At 60.5% G+C, this 15,760-nt stretch carries 14 protein-coding genes; 3 read left to right on the top strand and 11 right to left on the bottom strand.

Annotation, left to right across the window (positions count from 1 at the left end; translation table 11 throughout):
- The first annotated feature begins 11 nt into the window (after positions 1-11).
- Genes ASE04_RS05590 through guaD form a run of 3 tightly spaced genes read left to right on the top strand, consistent with a single transcriptional unit; the run spans position 12 to position 3,583 of the window.
- Positions 12-869, top strand: coding sequence for an aromatic ring-hydroxylating oxygenase subunit alpha (locus ASE04_RS05590; protein WP_056813292.1), 858 nt, complete (start codon positions 12-14; stop codon positions 867-869).
- Positions 870-873: 4 nt separating this feature from the next.
- A complete protein-coding gene (locus ASE04_RS05585) occupies positions 874-2,205 on the top strand; it encodes an amidohydrolase family protein (protein WP_056813288.1) in 1,332 nt (443 codons plus the stop codon).
- Positions 2,206-2,221: 16 nt separating this feature from the next.
- Positions 2,222-3,583: a guanine deaminase gene (gene guaD, locus ASE04_RS05580; RefSeq protein WP_056813644.1), complete on the top strand. Its 1,362-nt coding sequence runs from the start codon at positions 2,222-2,224 to the stop codon at positions 3,581-3,583.
- 64 nt (positions 3,584-3,647) lie between these two features.
- Here the strand turns inward: guaD and ASE04_RS05575 are convergent, their stop codons facing one another.
- The 11 genes from ASE04_RS05575 to ASE04_RS05525 form a co-directional block, all read right to left on the bottom strand.
- Complete coding sequence (locus ASE04_RS05575; RefSeq protein ID WP_056813285.1) at positions 3,648-4,751, bottom strand: M24 family metallopeptidase; 1,104 nt, start codon at positions 4,749-4,751, stop codon at positions 3,648-3,650.
- 10 nt (positions 4,752-4,761) lie between these two features.
- Positions 4,762-5,574, bottom strand: coding sequence for an aspartate/glutamate racemase family protein (locus ASE04_RS05570; RefSeq protein WP_056813642.1), 813 nt, complete (start codon positions 5,572-5,574; stop codon positions 4,762-4,764).
- A gap of 5 nt (positions 5,575-5,579) precedes the next feature.
- Positions 5,580-7,244, bottom strand: coding sequence for a hydantoinase B/oxoprolinase family protein (locus ASE04_RS05565; protein ID WP_056813282.1), 1,665 nt, complete (start codon positions 7,242-7,244; stop codon positions 5,580-5,582).
- A 12-nt stretch (positions 7,245-7,256) separates the two neighbouring features.
- Positions 7,257-9,329, bottom strand: a complete 2,073-nt coding sequence (locus ASE04_RS05560; RefSeq protein WP_056813279.1) for a hydantoinase/oxoprolinase family protein — start codon at positions 9,327-9,329, stop codon at positions 7,257-7,259.
- On the bottom strand, positions 9,326-9,826 hold the full coding sequence (locus ASE04_RS05555) for a GAF domain-containing protein (RefSeq protein WP_056813638.1): 501 nt from the start codon (positions 9,824-9,826) through the stop codon (positions 9,326-9,328). Before ASE04_RS05555 ends, ASE04_RS05560 begins: the two co-directional genes overlap by 4 nt.
- Entirely contained in the window at positions 9,819-10,631 is an 813-nt protein-coding gene (locus tag ASE04_RS05550; RefSeq protein WP_056813276.1) for an ABC transporter ATP-binding protein, read from the bottom strand. Before ASE04_RS05550 ends, ASE04_RS05555 begins: the two co-directional genes overlap by 8 nt.
- A complete protein-coding gene (locus tag ASE04_RS05545) occupies positions 10,628-11,515 on the bottom strand; it encodes an ABC transporter ATP-binding protein (protein WP_056813273.1) in 888 nt (295 codons plus the stop codon). Before ASE04_RS05545 ends, ASE04_RS05550 begins: the two co-directional genes overlap by 4 nt.
- Positions 11,512-12,345, bottom strand: coding sequence for an ABC transporter permease (locus ASE04_RS05540; protein ID WP_056813272.1), 834 nt, complete (start codon positions 12,343-12,345; stop codon positions 11,512-11,514). Before ASE04_RS05540 ends, ASE04_RS05545 begins: the two co-directional genes overlap by 4 nt.
- Complete coding sequence (locus tag ASE04_RS05535; protein ID WP_056813269.1) at positions 12,342-13,367, bottom strand: ABC transporter permease; 1,026 nt, start codon at positions 13,365-13,367, stop codon at positions 12,342-12,344. The genes ASE04_RS05540 and ASE04_RS05535 overlap by 4 nt, the downstream gene beginning before the upstream one ends.
- Positions 13,368-13,430: 63 nt before the next feature.
- Entirely contained in the window at positions 13,431-15,017 is a 1,587-nt protein-coding gene (locus ASE04_RS05530; RefSeq protein ID WP_056813266.1) for an ABC transporter substrate-binding protein, read from the bottom strand.
- A complete protein-coding gene (locus tag ASE04_RS05525; protein ID WP_056813264.1) occupies positions 15,014-15,667 on the bottom strand; it encodes a helix-turn-helix domain-containing protein in 654 nt (217 codons plus the stop codon). The genes ASE04_RS05530 and ASE04_RS05525 overlap by 4 nt, the downstream gene beginning before the upstream one ends.
- Positions 15,668-15,760 lie beyond the last annotated feature (93 nt).

Raw genomic sequence — 15,760 nt, 5'->3', positions numbered from 1 at the left:
GTGAGCGTCCCATGAGCCAATGTTCGGACAAGGCTGCCCTCGACCAGTGGTATCCGCTCGGCACCGAGACGGAGATTGCATACGGTCACTCCACCACGCGCCTGCTGGGCACCGATCTCGACATCGAACGCTCCAAAGACGGATCGATTGTTGTAACCGCGGATGGCCGGGCGGAGCCGCTCGACATCATCAGCCGATTCGGCCTGCTGTGGGCGACGCTTGGCACACCGAAGGGTGGTCTGTTCGCATTGCCGGAAGCAGATGAAGACGACCGTCGCGTCGTCAATTGTGGAGCCGTCAGCGTCCGTGCGTCGGGCTTGCGTATCGTCGAAAACTTCCTCGATATGGCGCATTTCCCGTTCGTCCATACGGATATCCTGGGGGCCGAGCCGCATACGGAGGTCATGCACTACAATGCCGAGATCCGTCGCGACGTCGACGAGGTCTGGGCCACCAACTGCCAGTTCTTTCAGCCGCAGGCAGCCCTTTCGGCAACCGACGGGATCATGACCGACTACATCTACCGGGTCATGACGCCGTTCACGACGCTGCTCTACAAGACCTGCCCGAACTCCGCCAATCGCTCGGATGTGATCTGCCTGTTCGTGCAGCCGCTGGAGCCCGATCGCTGCATCGCTCATCCGGTCATGTTCCTGATCGATGACGTCTCGACAACGACAGAGCTCGTGCATTTCCAACAGCTGATCTTCCTGCAGGACCGTATCATCCTCGAAAACCAGCGTCCGTCGCTGCTGCCGATGGAAGCCCGCGCGGAAATCCCGACCCGCGCCGATGCAAGCTCGATCGCCTATCGCCGTTGGCTGAAAGAGAAGGGCATCACCTACGGCACCACCGCGATGGCAGCCTGAGAGCATGAGCCATCCCGATATCGCCATCGTCAACGCCACCATCCTGCCGATGGGCGGCGCGAAAAAGATCGAGAACGGCAGCCTGACGATCACGGGTGACAGCATCACGGCCGCGGGGCCGGCTGCTTCGGTGGCTACGGACGGCGCACGGAAGCTGATCGACGCCAGGGGCCGCGTCGTCATGCCGGGCTTCGTCAATTGCCACACGCACATTGCCTCCAACATGCTGCTGCGTGGCCTGCTGGAGGACGTGCAGCTCTTCGAATGGCTGCAAACTATGTGGCAGCTCAAGCGCAATTTCGATGAGGAGACACTTTACTGGGCAAGCCTCATGGGTCTCGTCGAAATGGCCAAGGCCGGTATCACGACCTTCAACGAGCATTTCGACGCCTATCGGGTGGCCCCCCAGATTGCCGCGCTCGGCAAGCTGCCATTGCGGGCCACGCTTGGCTACGGCTTTGCCGATCGCGGTCTTTACGCGCCGATCACCGACTGGTCGTGGAAGGCGCTTCACGGCTTTGGTGATATTGTCGCCCAGCACCACCGAAGCGGCAACGACCGCATCCACGTCGCTCTCTCGCCGCATTCGCCGTACTCATGCGGCGCGGAGATGTTCAAGCTTGTCCGCGAGGTCGCTGACGCCCAGAAAGTGGTGATCCATACCCATCTGGCCGAGGGGCCGCAGGAGGTGGCGTATGTGAAGGAGACCTATGGCACAACGCCCATGCAATGGGTACGTTCGCTGGGCTTCCTTGGGCCGGATGTGACGGCTGCCCATTGCACCCAACTCACCGACGACGATATTCGCATCATGGCACAAACGGGCACAAAGATTGCCCATTGCCCGTGCTGCAATGCCAAGCTCAACTCCGGTACGCTACGTCTGCGCGCCGTGCGCGAGGCCGGGCTGACGGTTGGGCTGGCGACGGATGGCCCGGCCAGCCACAACTCCTTGGATATGTTCCAGGAGATGAAATTTGCCGGGATGATCCACAAGGACAAGACCGGCGACGTGGAGTTCCTGAAGACGACCGAACTCCTGGAAATGGCGACAACAGGAGCCGCCGCGGCGATGAACCGCCCGGAAACAGGCAGGCTGGTGCCGGGCATGAAGGCGGATGTCATCATCGTCGATCTTGACCGGCCCCATTGCCTGCCCGTCTATGACGAGGCGGCCGCGCTTGTCTACTCGGCCCGCGCCGACGATGTGGTGACGACCATATGCGACGGGCGGATTGTGATGGAAGACCATGTGCTTCCTGGTATAGACGAGGCGGAAATCCGACATAGATTTCGTGAGGGCGCGCTCGCGCTCAGACAACGAAGCCTGGACTGAATTTAAGGACATAGCTGTGGATTTGCGTAAGAAGACGCTCTGCGCCTCCGGCTTTCACGCCCCGGAACGCGGACATATCGACATATTGGAAGACGTTCTCATCGATATCGGCGCCGATGGCGCGATCAGGGCCATCCACCGGCCCGGCGAGCCGAACTATCGCAGCATTCGCGAAGCACGTGAGGAGACCGGCGAGCTGGTTGTCCTGCCATCCGGCTCTTATCTCCTTCCAGGCTTTGTCGATCTCCACGTCCATGCGCCGCAATACCCCCAACTCGGCGGTGCGCTCGACGTGCCGCTGGAGGTCTGGCTGCAGAAGTACACGTTCCCGCTAGAAGCGCGCTACGAGGATCTGGCCTTTGCGCAGCGGAACTACCGGCTGCTCGTTGATGATCTGCTGGCCAACGGAACAACGACTGCGCTCTATTTTGCCACCATTCATCAGGAGGCGACCCGGGTTCTCGTGGATGTCTGCCTTCAACGCGGGCAGCGCGCGTTGATCGGCAAGGTGGCGATGGACAACGAAGACGAATGCCCACCCTACTATCGTGACAGCTCGGCAAAGGCCGCGATCGACGGGACGCGCGCCATTATCGACTACATCAGATCTCATCCAAACAATGGCGAGGGACGGGTCCATCCTGTCGTGACACCCCGATTCATCCCCTCCTGCACCGATGCGGCGCTGGAGGGACTGGGAGCCCTCGCGCAGGAATGCGGCTGCCATGTTCAAACGCATTGCTCCGAGAGCGATTGGGCTCACGGCTATGCGCTCGCACGCTTCGGCGCCACCGATACGAAGATGCTCGATCGCTTCGGATTGCTCGGTCGCCGCAGCGTCCTCGCACATTCGAATTTCCTGACAGAATCGGACATGGAACTCATTCGGGTCCGCGAGGCCGCCATCGCCCATTGCCCGCTTTCGAACGCCTACTTCGCAAACGCGGTATTTCCTCTTCGGCAGGCCTTGGAGAAGGGCCTGCACGTCGGACTGGGCACGGACATTTCGGGCGGGCCCAGCGCCTCGATGCTGGAAAACAGCCGCGCTGCCGTTCTGGTTTCGCGCATGCTGGCAAGCGGAGTGGACCCGGCTCTTCCCCAAGGCGAGCGCAGCGCCGCCGGCGCGGCACAGATCGATTTCCGTGATGCATTCTACATCGCCACGACCGGTGGAGGCATCGCGCTCGACCTGCCCGTCGGACAATTCCAGCCAGGATATGCTTTCGACGCGATTGTCATCGATACGACAGCGGAGAAGGGCTCGATGCGGCTCTTCGACCAAGTCGAAGTTGATGACCAGCTCCTCCAGAAGATCATCTACACGGCTTCGAAAGCCAATATCGCGATCACCTGGGTCGGCGGCCTGAAGGTTCACTAGTTTGGCGTTCGCGACGTCTTCTCGATAAAGGCAAGCCGCTGAACAGCGGCTCGTCACTCGCAGATCAGCGATCGATGCGCCTCGCGTCGCGCGACAACGACGACAACACCTCCGGCCCATCCGCACGAAGGATGACGATATCCTCGAGACGAATGCCGAAGCGTCCCGGCAGATAGATGCCGGGCTCGATCGAAAAGACCATTCCCTCCTCGAGTATGGTTTCGGATGTCGCGGTGATATAGGGCGGCTCATGACCGTCGATGCCCATGCCGTGACCCGTCCGGTGCACGAAGTACTCGCCGTAGCCGGCATCCGAGATGACCTTGCGCGCAGCGAAATCCACGTCCTTTGCCATGACGCCGGGCTTGGCTGCCTTCAAGGCCGCCTGCACCGCCTTTTCGACGATGGCATGAATTTCGCCATAGCCCTCGGGTGGCAGCCCGATCACGGCCATGCGGGTTATGTCGCTCGGGAAACCGGATTTGCGGCCACCGATGTCGATCACGACGGCATCGCCTTCCTCGATAACGCGGTCACTGGCCTGGTGATGCGGGAAAGCGCCATTCGGACCGGCGCCGACGATCCAGAATGCAGGTGCGGCACCCTGCGCCGAGAACTGCGAACGGATTTCGGCAGCGACCTGATTTTCGGTCATGCCGGCCTTGATGGTTGCGAAGGCCGCTTCCATGGCGCGGTCGGCGATCGCGGCGTTCATCTTGAGCTTGGCGTACTCGCCCGCGTCCTTCTTCATGCGCAGACCGCCAAGCGTCGGGCCGGTGAAGTCATGGACTGTATCCGTCGGCAGGAACTTCAAAAGCAGCAAGGCGAAGTCCGCACGCATCGTCTCATCGAGACCGACACGCACAGGCGCGGTTGCGCCGATCGCCTGCAAGACTTCCTGAAGAGCTCTCTCCGGTCCTTCCGCATCGCACCAGTTGTAGAATGCAATATCCGTGAACTCACGCGTTCCTTCTGCATTGAGAGCCGGCATGAGAAAGGCTTCTTTTTCCGGCGCAATGAGTAGCAGGCACGGACGCTCGTCGGGATGCGGATGAAATCCGAGCACCCAGTCCATATGCGAACCCGGCGCTATCGCGACCAGTCCGGTGCCGGTCTGACGCATCCGCTCACGCAGGAGGTCGAGCTTTCTGGTCGTCTGTTCATTCATGATCAATTCCTTACTCAGCTTCGATGACGATGCGGCTGCCGAAGACCGAAGCCGTATCGTCGAACGCGTGAAAGCGTGTGATTTCGACCTCTGGAGGAGCCTCGCAGGAACCTTTCCGGCTCGGAACCCAGCCGCATTGCCGCTTCAGGACAGCGGCATACTCGGCACGCTTGAGCGCCGCGATCGACGGGTCGATAACGGGCACGCCGAGGGCGTCTTCGATCTCCTTGTAGAAACCGACCTCCATCGTGCAACCGAGGATGAGCGCCTCTGCGCCACCTTCATCGATCGCCTTCCGGCCTGCGGCCATCAGACGCCTGCCCGTCTCGGCGTGATCCCGCTGGAAATCGTCGACGCCGAGGTCGACGTCATAGAAACCGGCCAGCCGATCGCCGTGCCCATAGCCGACCACGGTGGACTGCATCTGGTGAACCCATTTGCGCCGCCCGACGATCACTCCGAACCTGTTGGCGAGGCTCGCGGCGATCTCGCACGATGCGACGCAGGGCGCGGTGACGACCATTCTATCCGAGATCTCGCGCGCATCGTGCAGAGCGGTGTCGTAGAAGCAGCCGATCGCCAAGGCATCGAAGCCTTCCGCCGCCGCCTGCCTCACTGCCCGCATGATGCCACGGGTCACCAGCGCTTCGTAGGTTCGAAATTCGATGTGGGAGAAGCCATAGTGCTCGCTCGGCAAGGCCGTTACATGAACCTCGGTACCGGGCAGTTTGTAGCCGCGCACCATTTCCGCGAAGATCTCGTCCACGACCGCATCCTCGGCGACCGGGTTGAGATACATGACTTTCAAGGGATTGGATGCCATGGCCATCAACTCTTGTAGCCGTGAACGTCGGCCGCTCGCTCGGGCGTGATGAAACCGTTGCGTATGTCTGCGGCGACAAGGGCTTCATCTCGCTCCTTGGGATCGCCAAGTCCGCCGCCTGCCCCGGTGATGATGCGGATGACGTCATCCTTGTCGACGCGAATGCCCGAAGCGAAGGCATAGCGTTCGCTCGACCCATCCTTGCGCATGACCAGCGCATAGTTGGCGGTGCCTTCGTTTGCGTCCTGCAAAGACCAGGGAAGAATGCGGGAGCGCGTGTAGCCAAGCGTCAGGAACGAGTCGTCGCGACGAATGCGGTAGTCGAGGCGAATGCCGCGACCGCCGGACCATTTCCCCTCACCGCCCGGTTCGCAATTGAGCTCCATCCGGTCAACGATGAGGCCGTTACGCGCTTCGGAAATCTCGGCGGGGCAATTGTAGGTTTCGCCGTGCACGCCCGAAAAGATCGCGCTGTTGCCGTCGCGTCCGCTCGACGCTCCCCATCCGCCGATCTGCGGCTCGATGATCGTGTATTGCCGTCCGGTATCGGGATGGATGCCGCCGATGAAGGTTCCGGCAATAGACGAGAAGTGACCGGCAGGCAGTTTCTCCGGCATGTGCGGCGCCAGGCAGCGCCATACCAGATCGTAGCCGCGAATGCCGATCTCGTAGTAGAAGCCGACAGCGGCCGGTTCCTTGGCGTGAAAGCAGGTTCCTTCTTTCGTTAGAACCTTGAGCGGGCGGAACGAGCCTTCGTTGGCCGGCGAAGCCGGCGCGGCCAATGCCTTGAAGATGACCTGCATGCTCACAAGCGTATCGTCATAGCATGCGTTGGAGGGCCCGGCATCCTGATCGGGATTGTCGCGAAGATCGATCAAGAATTCCTTGTCGGAGATGGTGATCTTGACGTTGAAGAAGCGTCCGTCGTCCTGCTCCTCCGTCAGTTCGAACGTGCCGTGCGGCAGTTTTGCCAGTTCAGCCAGCGTGACCTGTTCGCCGAAATCCATGAAGCTCGTCATCGCAGCCTCGAAGGTTGCGATCGTGTATTTCTCGGCAAGTTCGGCGAGACGCTTCGCGCCGATACGCACCGAGGCGATCGCGGCCCAGAGGTCGCCTTCGATAAAGTCGGGCATGCGCGAGTTGACGGTGATGATGTCGAAGATACCCGGAATGGGCTCACCCTTCGAGATCATCTTGATGGCGGGAAGACGCAATCCTTCCTGGAAGATTTCCGTGGCATCGGCCGAGAGCGAGCCCGGCGACTTGCCGCCGACATCGGAATTGTGGGCGATGTTGGCGGTCCATGCGATGAGCCTGTCACCGACAAACACCGGCATGGCGACGACCAGGTCGTTCAGGTGCGTAACGCCGCCATAGTAGGGATCGTTGGTAATGAAGACGTCGCCCGGCTCGATCTGTCCCGGCTTGCCGAACTTCTCGAGCAGCACCTTGACCGATTTGTCGAGAACGCCGATGAAACCGGGGATGCCGGCGCCCGACGACGCTAATTGTCCCTTGGCGTCGGTAATCCCGGTGCCCATGTCGAGAACTTCATAGATGATCGAGCTCATCGCCGTCTTGCGCATCGCGGCGAACATTTCATCTGCTGTCGCCTGCAGCGAATTCTGGATGATTTCGAGCGTAATCGGATCGTGGATCTGTGATGTCATGACCCGGCCTCCTCAAGCCTTGAGATGAATGTGAATGTTGCCGAAGCCATCGACCTCGACCCGATTGCCGGGGTGAATCACGATCGTCGTGCCCGGATCTTCGATGATCGCCGGGCCGACGAAGTTCATGCCGGGCTCCAGCTTCTCGCCGTCGTAGATCGTGGCCTGATGGCGTCCTTCGAGAGCATAGTCGACCATCCGCTCGCTCTTCAGCGCAGCGGTAGTCGGCCCTTCCGTGAGCGGCTTTTCCTGCATGGTCAACTTGCCGACCTCGGCGGAAGCGACCAGATGGACGCCGACGAGTTCGACCGGTGCATGAAGGCGATAGGTGTACTCACGCTCATAAGCCTCATGGAAGGCCGTTTCGATCCCAGCGAGACGCTCATCGCTGATCGGGCCATCGATCAGGACTTCGGTCGTGTGCTCCTGGTTCTGATAGCGGAACTTGCCGTAGCGCAGGAATTTCACCTTCTCGCGCGCCACGCCCTCTTCACCGAATTGCTTCAGCGCAAGGGCTTCGGTTTCGGCAAACAAGGCTTCGACGGCCGCAGCCGCGCCGGCCTTCAGTTCGGCAAGTTTTGTCACGAAATAATCGCGCCGCAGGTCAGACATCATCATGCCCCATGCCGAGAACACGGAGGCACCGGCGGGGATGACGACCTTCTTGACGCCAAGCTCGGTACCAAGCGCCACCGCATGCATTGCACCGCCGCCGCCAAAGGCGACCAGGGTGAAGTCACGCGGGTCGAAGCCGCGATTGAGCGAAACCAGCTTGAGGGCATTGACCATGTTGTTGTTGGCAATGCGCACGATGCCACGGGCAACTTCGTCCGCGGAAATACCGAGCTTCTGGCCAACGTCGGCGAGCGCCTTTTCGGTCGCAGCCATATCCGCCTCGACCGAGCCGCCGCAGAAGTAATCGCGGTTGATCCGGCCGAGCCACAGGTTGGCGTCCGTCGTCGTGGCATTCGTGCCGCCACGGCCATAGGCCGCAGGCCCCGGGATCGCACCCGCCGACTTCGGACCGACGTGCATCTTGCCGAAATCATCGACCCAGGCGATCGAACCGCCGCCGTTGCCGATCTCCACGAGATCGACGACGGGCACCATGATCGGGTAGCCCGCCGACGTGCGATCGCGCTCGATCCAGTAGTCGGTCATGATCTTGACCTTACCGTCTTCGATCAGCGAGCACTTCGCCGTCGTGCCGCCAATATCGAGCGCCAAGACGTTCGGCTCGCCGATCTGCTTGCCGAGTTCGGCGGCACCCCAGAAGCCCGAGGCAGGGCCGGATTCGACCATGGTGATCGGAATCTTCTTCACCGATTCCAGCGAGTCGACGCCGCAGTTGGACTGCATGATAAAGAGGTTGCCGTCAAAACCCTTGGTCGTCAGACCCTCGTTGAGCCGCGACAGGTAGCGCTCGGCGGTCGGCTGAACATAGGCAGACATGACAGTCGTGTTCGTGCGCTCATACTCGCGCCATTCGCGGGTGATCTGGTGCGAGGCAACGGTGGAGATCTCCGGCCATAGTCTTGCGATCTCGGCAATTGTCGCCTGTTCGTGGCTCGGGTTGGTGTAGGAATGCAGGAAGCAGACCGCAATCGCCTCGACACCATCGGCACGGAAGTCATCGAGGATGCCAGGCAGACCGGAAAGGTCGAGCGGCTTCATTTCCTCGCCGTGATAGCTGAACCGCCCCGGGACTTCCCGACGTAGATAGCGCGGTACGAATGGCTCCGGCTTTTCATAATGCAGGTTGAAGAAGTCCGGGCGATTGCCGCGCGCGATCTCGAGCGAGTCACGGAAACCTTCGGTGGTGACAAGACCGACCTTCACACCCTTGCGCTCGGTGAGAGCGTTGATGACGACGGTGGTTCCGTGGGCGAGGAAATCGATGCTTTTCGGATCAACCTTGCCCTTGTCGAGCACATTCAGAACACCCTTCTCGAAGTTCGGGGGGGTCGTGTCCGACTTGGCGGTGATGATCCGCGACAGACCCGTTGCGTTGTCCGTCTCGAAGCAGACCAGGTCAGTAAAGGTGCCACCGACGTCGGTGGCAACACGAATAGTCTTGGCGTTCATTTCCCGCTCCCGTTCTTCAGCTTGTCATGGAGAAGCATGCAGGCGGCAGCCGGCAGCTTCAGTGCTTCGGCTGCCTCGACACGCTCCTTCGTGTAGAAACCAGCTTCATGCAGGCAGTTGATGGTGCCGACGACCTCGCCTGCGATAACGATCGGCACGTTGATGACCGATTGGCACCCGAGCGAGTCGATCAACTCGTGGTCATCGAAAACGCCGGCAATGTCTTCGATGGTGTTGGCGACGAAAGTCTGGCGCTGCTTGAGCGCGATGTCGGACCAGTAGGTCTCATTGTAAGGCTTCGTTCCCGAGACCGGGTAGGCTTCCGGCATATTGGAATAGATGCGCTCGGACACCTTTTCGGTCGTGTCGCTGGTCATGATCGTAAACAGCTTCACGCCAACGATCTCCTTGGTCAGCGCCTCCAACGCCGCGAAGGCCGACTCCGGTTGGCCGTTCCTGTCCGCAAGGGCGGCGACAAATCCGCTATAATCAGGCATTTCCATTCTCGTGCTCCAAAAGACGATCGCGCAGGGCCGCTTCCTCACGGCTGACGACCGGTACGGCGCCGATCAGCCGGCGCGTATAGGGATGTTCAGGCTTGGTAAAAATCGCATCGGTCCGATCGATCTCGATGAGCTTGCCCTTCTCGAACACGGCAACGCGATCGGCGATGTTGCGCACGACGGAAAGGTCATGCGTGATGAACACGTAGGTCAGGCCGCGCTTGTCCTTGAGCTCCTTCAGGAGCCTCAATACGCGGGCCTGAACGAGGACATCGAGGGCCGATGTCGGCTCGTCGAGAACAACGAGCTCGGATTGGCAGGCAAGGGCACGGGCAATCGCCACGCGCTGCCGCTGGCCACCTGAAAGGGCCGATGGCGACCTGCGGCTGAATTCGCCCGGAAGACCGACCTCTTCCAGCAGCTCGCCGACCCGCTCGCCACGCCCCGGCTTCGGGCCGATGTCGTGGACATCGAGCGCCAATCGCAGGGAGGCACCGACAGAGCGGCGCGGATTTAGCGACGAGAGCGGGTTTTGCTGAACCAACTGAATCGCCTGGCGATGCTCAAGCGTGCGGCGTGCGGGCAGTTTCTTGCCGTCGAACGTCAGCGTGCCCGATGTCGCGCCATAGATGCCGAGAATGATATTGGCGATCGTGCTCTTTCCGGAGCCGGACTCTCCCACGATCGCGAGGCATTCGCCGCGCTTCACATCGAACGACACATCGCTCAGAGCCTGCACCTTTCGGGTGCCTACTGTGAACTCCTTGGAAACCGATGAAACGGATAGAAGCGCGCTCATGCCAGAAGCTCCTTCTCGCTAAAGCCTTCATGGGCAACGAGTGGCGCCAGAAAATCGGCGGCACCGTCATCGACATCTGGGATGCCGCCGCCGGTGATGCGTGGAACGGCCGACAGAAGTGCCTTGGTGTAGGGATGACGGGGATCGTCGAACAGTGCCGCTGTCGGACCCTGCTCAACGATGCTGCCCTTGTAGATCACGTAGACGCGGTCGGCGAACTCGCGGACCACGCCGAGATTATGCGAGATAAACAGCACCGAGGTATGGTGCTTTTCGACGAGCGCGCTCATCAGCTTCAACGTCTGCGCCTGAACCATCACGTCCAACGCTGTTCCCGGTTCATCGGCAAGCAGCAGCGAGGGATTGTTGGCGAGCGCCATGGCGATCATCACGCGCTGATTCATCCCGCCTGAGAGTTGAAAGGCATAGGAGTCGAGAACGCGTTCCGGTTCTCCGATCGCAACATCGGACAGGGCTTCGATCGCCATCTTCCGCATGTCGCTGGCCGACATTCCGGAATGGGCTCGCGACAGCACCTCCCGGAACAGCGCACCGATCGTATAGACCGGATTGAGCGACGACGTCGGATCCTGGAAGATCATCGACATGCTTGTCCCTCGCAGGGCGTGTCGCTCCCGTGCGCTCATCCGCTGCAGGTCGCGCCCTTCGAACTCGATACCGCCGGATATCCGTGCCGTCTTGAGTTGCTGGAGCATGCCGAGAACGATCCGCGCCGTCACAGATTTTCCCGAACCAGATTCGCCAACGAGCGCGACGCGTTCTCCCTTGCGAATATGGAGCGAGATTCCATGCAGCACTTCGATCATGCCAGCGTGCGTCTTGAAGCCTAACTTGAGGCCATCGATCTTGAGGGTTGGCATCATTGGTCGACTCCCAGGATTTCCCGAAGCGCGTCACCGATCAGGTTGAAGCCGAACACGGCGATCAGGATTGCAAGGCCGGGGAAGACTGTCAGCCACCAGCTATCGGGAAGGTATTTTGCGCCTTCCGCCACCATCGAGCCGAGGTCCGGTGTCGGCGGCTGCACGCCAAGCCCCAGGAAGGACAGGGACGAAGCGATCAGGATGACAAAACCGAAATCGAGCGTCATCTTGGTAACGATCGACGGCACGCAGTTCGGCAGGATCTCGCGGAACATCACGTGCATCTTCGAGGCGCCGATCACCTCGGCGGCCAGCACGTAGCCCTCTTCCTTCTCAGCGCGAGCGAGATTGTAGACGAGGCGCGTGTACCATGGCCACCACATCGCGGTGACCGCGATCATGCCGTTCGTCAGGGTCGGCTCCAGCAGCCCCATCATCGACATTGCCAGCACAAGCGGCGGTATCGACAGGAACACATCCGTCAACCGCATCAGCACATACTCGGTCCAGCCGCCTAAATAGCCGGCCACAAGACCGATCGCGACACCGATCGGAACGGCAATCGCCAGCACGACAACGCCCAGTATCAACGAAATCCGGTAGGCGTAGACAATGCGCGAAAAGAGATCGCGCCCGACGAGGTCGGTACCGAAAATGTAAGGCCACTCGGGCGGCTTGTTGAAGTTGACAAAATCAACGACCGCGCCCCGGTGCTCGGGGAAGGGTACGATGAAATCCGCAAAGACTGCGGAAAAGACGACGATCCCAACGAGGATCAGGCCGATCAGCGATAGCGGATTGCGCGCCAGGATAATGAGGGTTTTCTTCATGATGCCCTCTGAGACAGACGAATGCGGGGATTGATGATCGAAACCAGCAGGTCGACCACTAGGTTGACGATCAGGAACATGGCCGAAATGATGAGGACGGTGCCGACGATGGCGTTCAGGTCCTTTCTCAGGATGACGGCGACGCCGTAACGCGACAGGCCGGGCCAAGCATAGACGGCCTCGACCAGGAAGGCGTTGCCGAGCATGGCTGCGAAATCTAGACCGATGATCGTCAGGGATGGGATGAGAGAGGGGCGAAACGCATATCGCCGCGCAATCCGCTTTTCAGCAAAACCATAGGCCTGCGCCATCTCGATGTAGGGCTTCTCGTAGGTCTCGACCATGTTCGAACGAACGAGGCGCGCTGCCTGGCCGATACCGGAAAGCGCCAGCGCAAAGGCAGGCAGGATGATATGCCAGAGGGCATTGCCAAACGCCTTGAGATTTCCCGCGAGCAAGCTGTCGACCAGCAGGAAGCCCGTCGTTGTCGGGACGGTCATGGTGTCCGACAGTCTTCCGGCGATTGGAAACAGCGGCAGGAAATAGGCGAAAGCCAGCATGAGGATGACGGCCCAGACGAACCCCGGCGCGGATACACCAAGCAAGGTGACCATCCGGATCACATGATCGATCAGGCTGCCGCGATGGCGAGCCGAGATGATGCCGAGCGGCAGGCCGATGCCGACCATCATGATGCCGGAAACGATAACAAGCTCGAGCGTCGCGGGCAGAAACTGCGCGATGTCGACCATCACCGGCCGGTTGGTATAAAGCGACACGCCGAGATCGCCGCGCAGAAGATCGCGAAGAAAATAACCGTACTGCGCAATGAACGGATCGTTGAGGTGGAGGCGCTCCCGCAGCGCAGCCACCGCATCCGCGGTCGCATTGGGGCCGAGCGCGATGCGCGCGGGATCCCCCGGAATGATCCGGGCAATGGCGAAGATCAGCAGCGATACCCCTATCAAGACGACAAAAGAGGTACCGAGCCGCTTCGCAAGGAGGCGGACGAGTGGAGGCATACCGATAATTCCGTTTGTGCGAGGAAAGGGCCGCCGCGTCGGGCGGCCCTGTTTACGACCCGACTATTCTTTCATTTCCATCAGGCGGAACGTGAAGCCGAAGCCAGCAAGCGCAAACGCCTTGCTCGGATCGGACAAGGCCGGAACCGAGACACGGTTGCTTGCTGCAAAGACCGCCGTCTGGTCCTGAGCGAAAATGGAAGGCGCAAGGGCAATCAGCCGCTTGTTGAGATCGGTGTAGATCTTCGAGCGCTCTTCGTCGCTGGAGGCCTCGCGGCCCTGCTGCAGCAGCGCATCGACGTCCTTGTCCTTGAGATATTCAGGCGACATCCATGTGCCAGCGGCAGTGGAGTGATACATGCTGTAGAGCAGCGTATCCGGATCTCCGCTCATCGTGTTCACGAAGACCTGGCTGATAGCCGGCGTATTCTCCGGCTTCGAGACCTGCTCCGAGAACAATGCCCAAGGCAGCTTCTTGACCTGCGTCTTGATACCGAGCTCGGTGAAGTTTGCCTGCATCAGCAGCGCGAAGCGCTCTTCCAGCGGAACTTCGCCGATCCAGGAGATATCGATGTTGATTTCGTCGGCCTTGTATTTGCACTTGGCCAGATGCTCCTTGGCCTTCGCCAGGTCGCGCTTGATCGGCTGGTCTTCCGGCAACGATCCGAGCATCCCGACCGGAATGGCACCGGTTGCCGGGCTCCCCTGGGAGACCTTGTCGTTGATGGCAACCATCTTCACGCCGGTGTCGTAGTCAAAGGCATAGGAGACGGCCAGGCGGCATTCGACGTCGTCAAACGGCGCTTTGGTCGTGTTCATCTTCACGTAGAACTCGGTCGTCCCCTTCTCGGTCAGCAACTGCGCGCCACTCGCGGCAAGGGACTTCAAGACCTCCGGCGGCAACCACTGCGAGGAGATGTCGTGCTCGCCCTGGGCGATCAGCGTGCGGACCGTTGCGGCTTCCAGGCCGTAGCGGAAGCGAACCGTATCGGGGGCCTTCGGAGCTGCACCAAGGAAGTAGCCGGCGTTCTTCGCCATGACCGTCTCTTCCTGGGGATTATGAGAGACGACCGTGTAGGCACCGCTGCCGGCGGCATGCGTCGAAAGGTATCCCTGCCCCCAGTCCTTCATCTCGCCATCGCCGGCACCCAGGTTTGCCAACACCAGCTTCTTGTCGACGATCGGCAGGCGCGTCAGCGCGGAGATGAATGGAGCGTAGGGTTCCTTAAGTGTGAACTTGACGGTCGCAGGATCGGTCGCTTCCGCCTTGTCGACGTTTTCGAACAGGTAGGACAGGCCCGCGCCCAGTGCCTTCATGCGCTGCAGCGAGAAGACGACATCATCAGCCGTCATGGGATTGCCGCTCTGGAACTTCACATCCGTGCGAAGCTTGAAGGTGTAGGTCGTGCCTGTGCTTTCCCAGGCCGTCGCCAAGAACGGATCGTAGCCGGGTTGCCCCTGCTTCGGGATGACCAGGGTGTCATAGACGTTGAACATCAGAATGGAGTCGGCATAATCCGACGCCTTTGCCGGGTCGAGTTCGCCGACCGGCGATTCATCGAGCCTCAATACGGTTTCGGCCTTGGCATAAGTGCAGATCGAGGTTGCTGCGAGCAGTGCTGCAGCCACCAGCTTGAGGCTTGTTCTCATTTCTTGTTCCCTTGATTTATCTTGAGGCTTTTTGGTGCGCTGCGCCGGGTCGCGGCGCGCTTGACGACGAGGCTGGTTTCAGGCTCGCCAGACGGTACGTCGTCACCGAAGACGTCCATCGTACAGGTATGAAATATGGTCACCGGCTCGGTGGTGTGGTTCCAGGTCACGTGCGTTCGGGACGATGGGAAATGCGCCGAGTCGCCCGCTTCGAGGATCGTCCGCTCGCCATCGACCTCCAGGGTAAGGGAGCCTTCGACGATGAAGAAAATCTCCTCTCCCTCGTGCGACATCGGTTCGCTTCGGAAGCCCGGCGGCTCATGGATAAGCGTGCTACGCAGAATATTGCCGGGGAAAGACGCGGACAGGCGCTCGTATGTCACGGAATTGCCGGGCGTGCCGCCAAGCGCATAGACGGGTCGGGTCTCCCGGCGCGTCACCGGCGCATCGACACGCGGCGACTTGAAGAACGAGCCTACGTCCACCTTCAGGACACGACAGACGGAAACGAGGGAAGTCAGCGACGGAACAGTAATGCCGCGCTCGATCTGCGAGATGAAGCCGACCGAGAAGCCGGCCTGATCGGCGACTTGCTGGAGCGTCAGTTTGAGCTCGCGGCGACGATCACGCAATCTCTCGCCAAGAGACATCTCCCCAGCTCCGTCAGGACCTGCGTGTGTTTCCAAGATGTTCCGCCTTATTTTTAGTATTACTTCAATGAAGCTTTAGAAGGAGGCATTGTC

This window comes from Rhizobium sp. Root708, assembly GCF_001429725.1.
GTDB lineage: Bacteria > Pseudomonadota > Alphaproteobacteria > Rhizobiales > Rhizobiaceae > Rhizobium.
This window is presented reverse-complemented; position numbering and strand designations above follow the sequence as displayed.

Coding starts and splice junctions, on each gene's coding strand:
- ASE04_RS05575 (WP_056813285.1), bottom strand. CDS start 4,751: ATGAATGAACAGACGACCAGAAAGCTCGACCTCCTGCGTGAGCGGATG.
- ASE04_RS05565 (WP_056813282.1), bottom strand. CDS start 7,244: ATGACATCACAGATCCACGATCCGATTACGCTCGAAATCATCCAGAAT.
- ASE04_RS05585 (WP_056813288.1), top strand. CDS start 874: ATGAGCCATCCCGATATCGCCATCGTCAACGCCACCATCCTGCCGATG.
- ASE04_RS05560 (WP_056813279.1), bottom strand. CDS start 9,329: ATGAACGCCAAGACTATTCGTGTTGCCACCGACGTCGGTGGCACCTTT.
- ASE04_RS05555 (WP_056813638.1), bottom strand. CDS start 9,826: ATGCCTGATTATAGCGGATTTGTCGCCGCCCTTGCGGACAGGAACGGC.
- ASE04_RS05535 (WP_056813269.1), bottom strand. CDS start 13,367: ATGCCTCCACTCGTCCGCCTCCTTGCGAAGCGGCTCGGTACCTCTTTT.
- ASE04_RS05545 (WP_056813273.1), bottom strand. CDS start 11,515: ATGATGCCAACCCTCAAGATCGATGGCCTCAAGTTAGGCTTCAAGACG.
- ASE04_RS05540 (WP_056813272.1), bottom strand. CDS start 12,345: ATGAAGAAAACCCTCATTATCCTGGCGCGCAATCCGCTATCGCTGATC.
- ASE04_RS05525 (WP_056813264.1), bottom strand. CDS start 15,667: ATGTCTCTTGGCGAGAGATTGCGTGATCGTCGCCGCGAGCTCAAACTG.
- ASE04_RS05570 (WP_056813642.1), bottom strand. CDS start 5,574: ATGGCATCCAATCCCTTGAAAGTCATGTATCTCAACCCGGTCGCCGAG.
- ASE04_RS05530 (WP_056813266.1), bottom strand. CDS start 15,017: ATGAGAACAAGCCTCAAGCTGGTGGCTGCAGCACTGCTCGCAGCAACC.
- ASE04_RS05550 (WP_056813276.1), bottom strand. CDS start 10,631: ATGAGCGCGCTTCTATCCGTTTCATCGGTTTCCAAGGAGTTCACAGTA.
- ASE04_RS05590 (WP_056813292.1), top strand. CDS start 12: ATGAGCCAATGTTCGGACAAGGCTGCCCTCGACCAGTGGTATCCGCTC.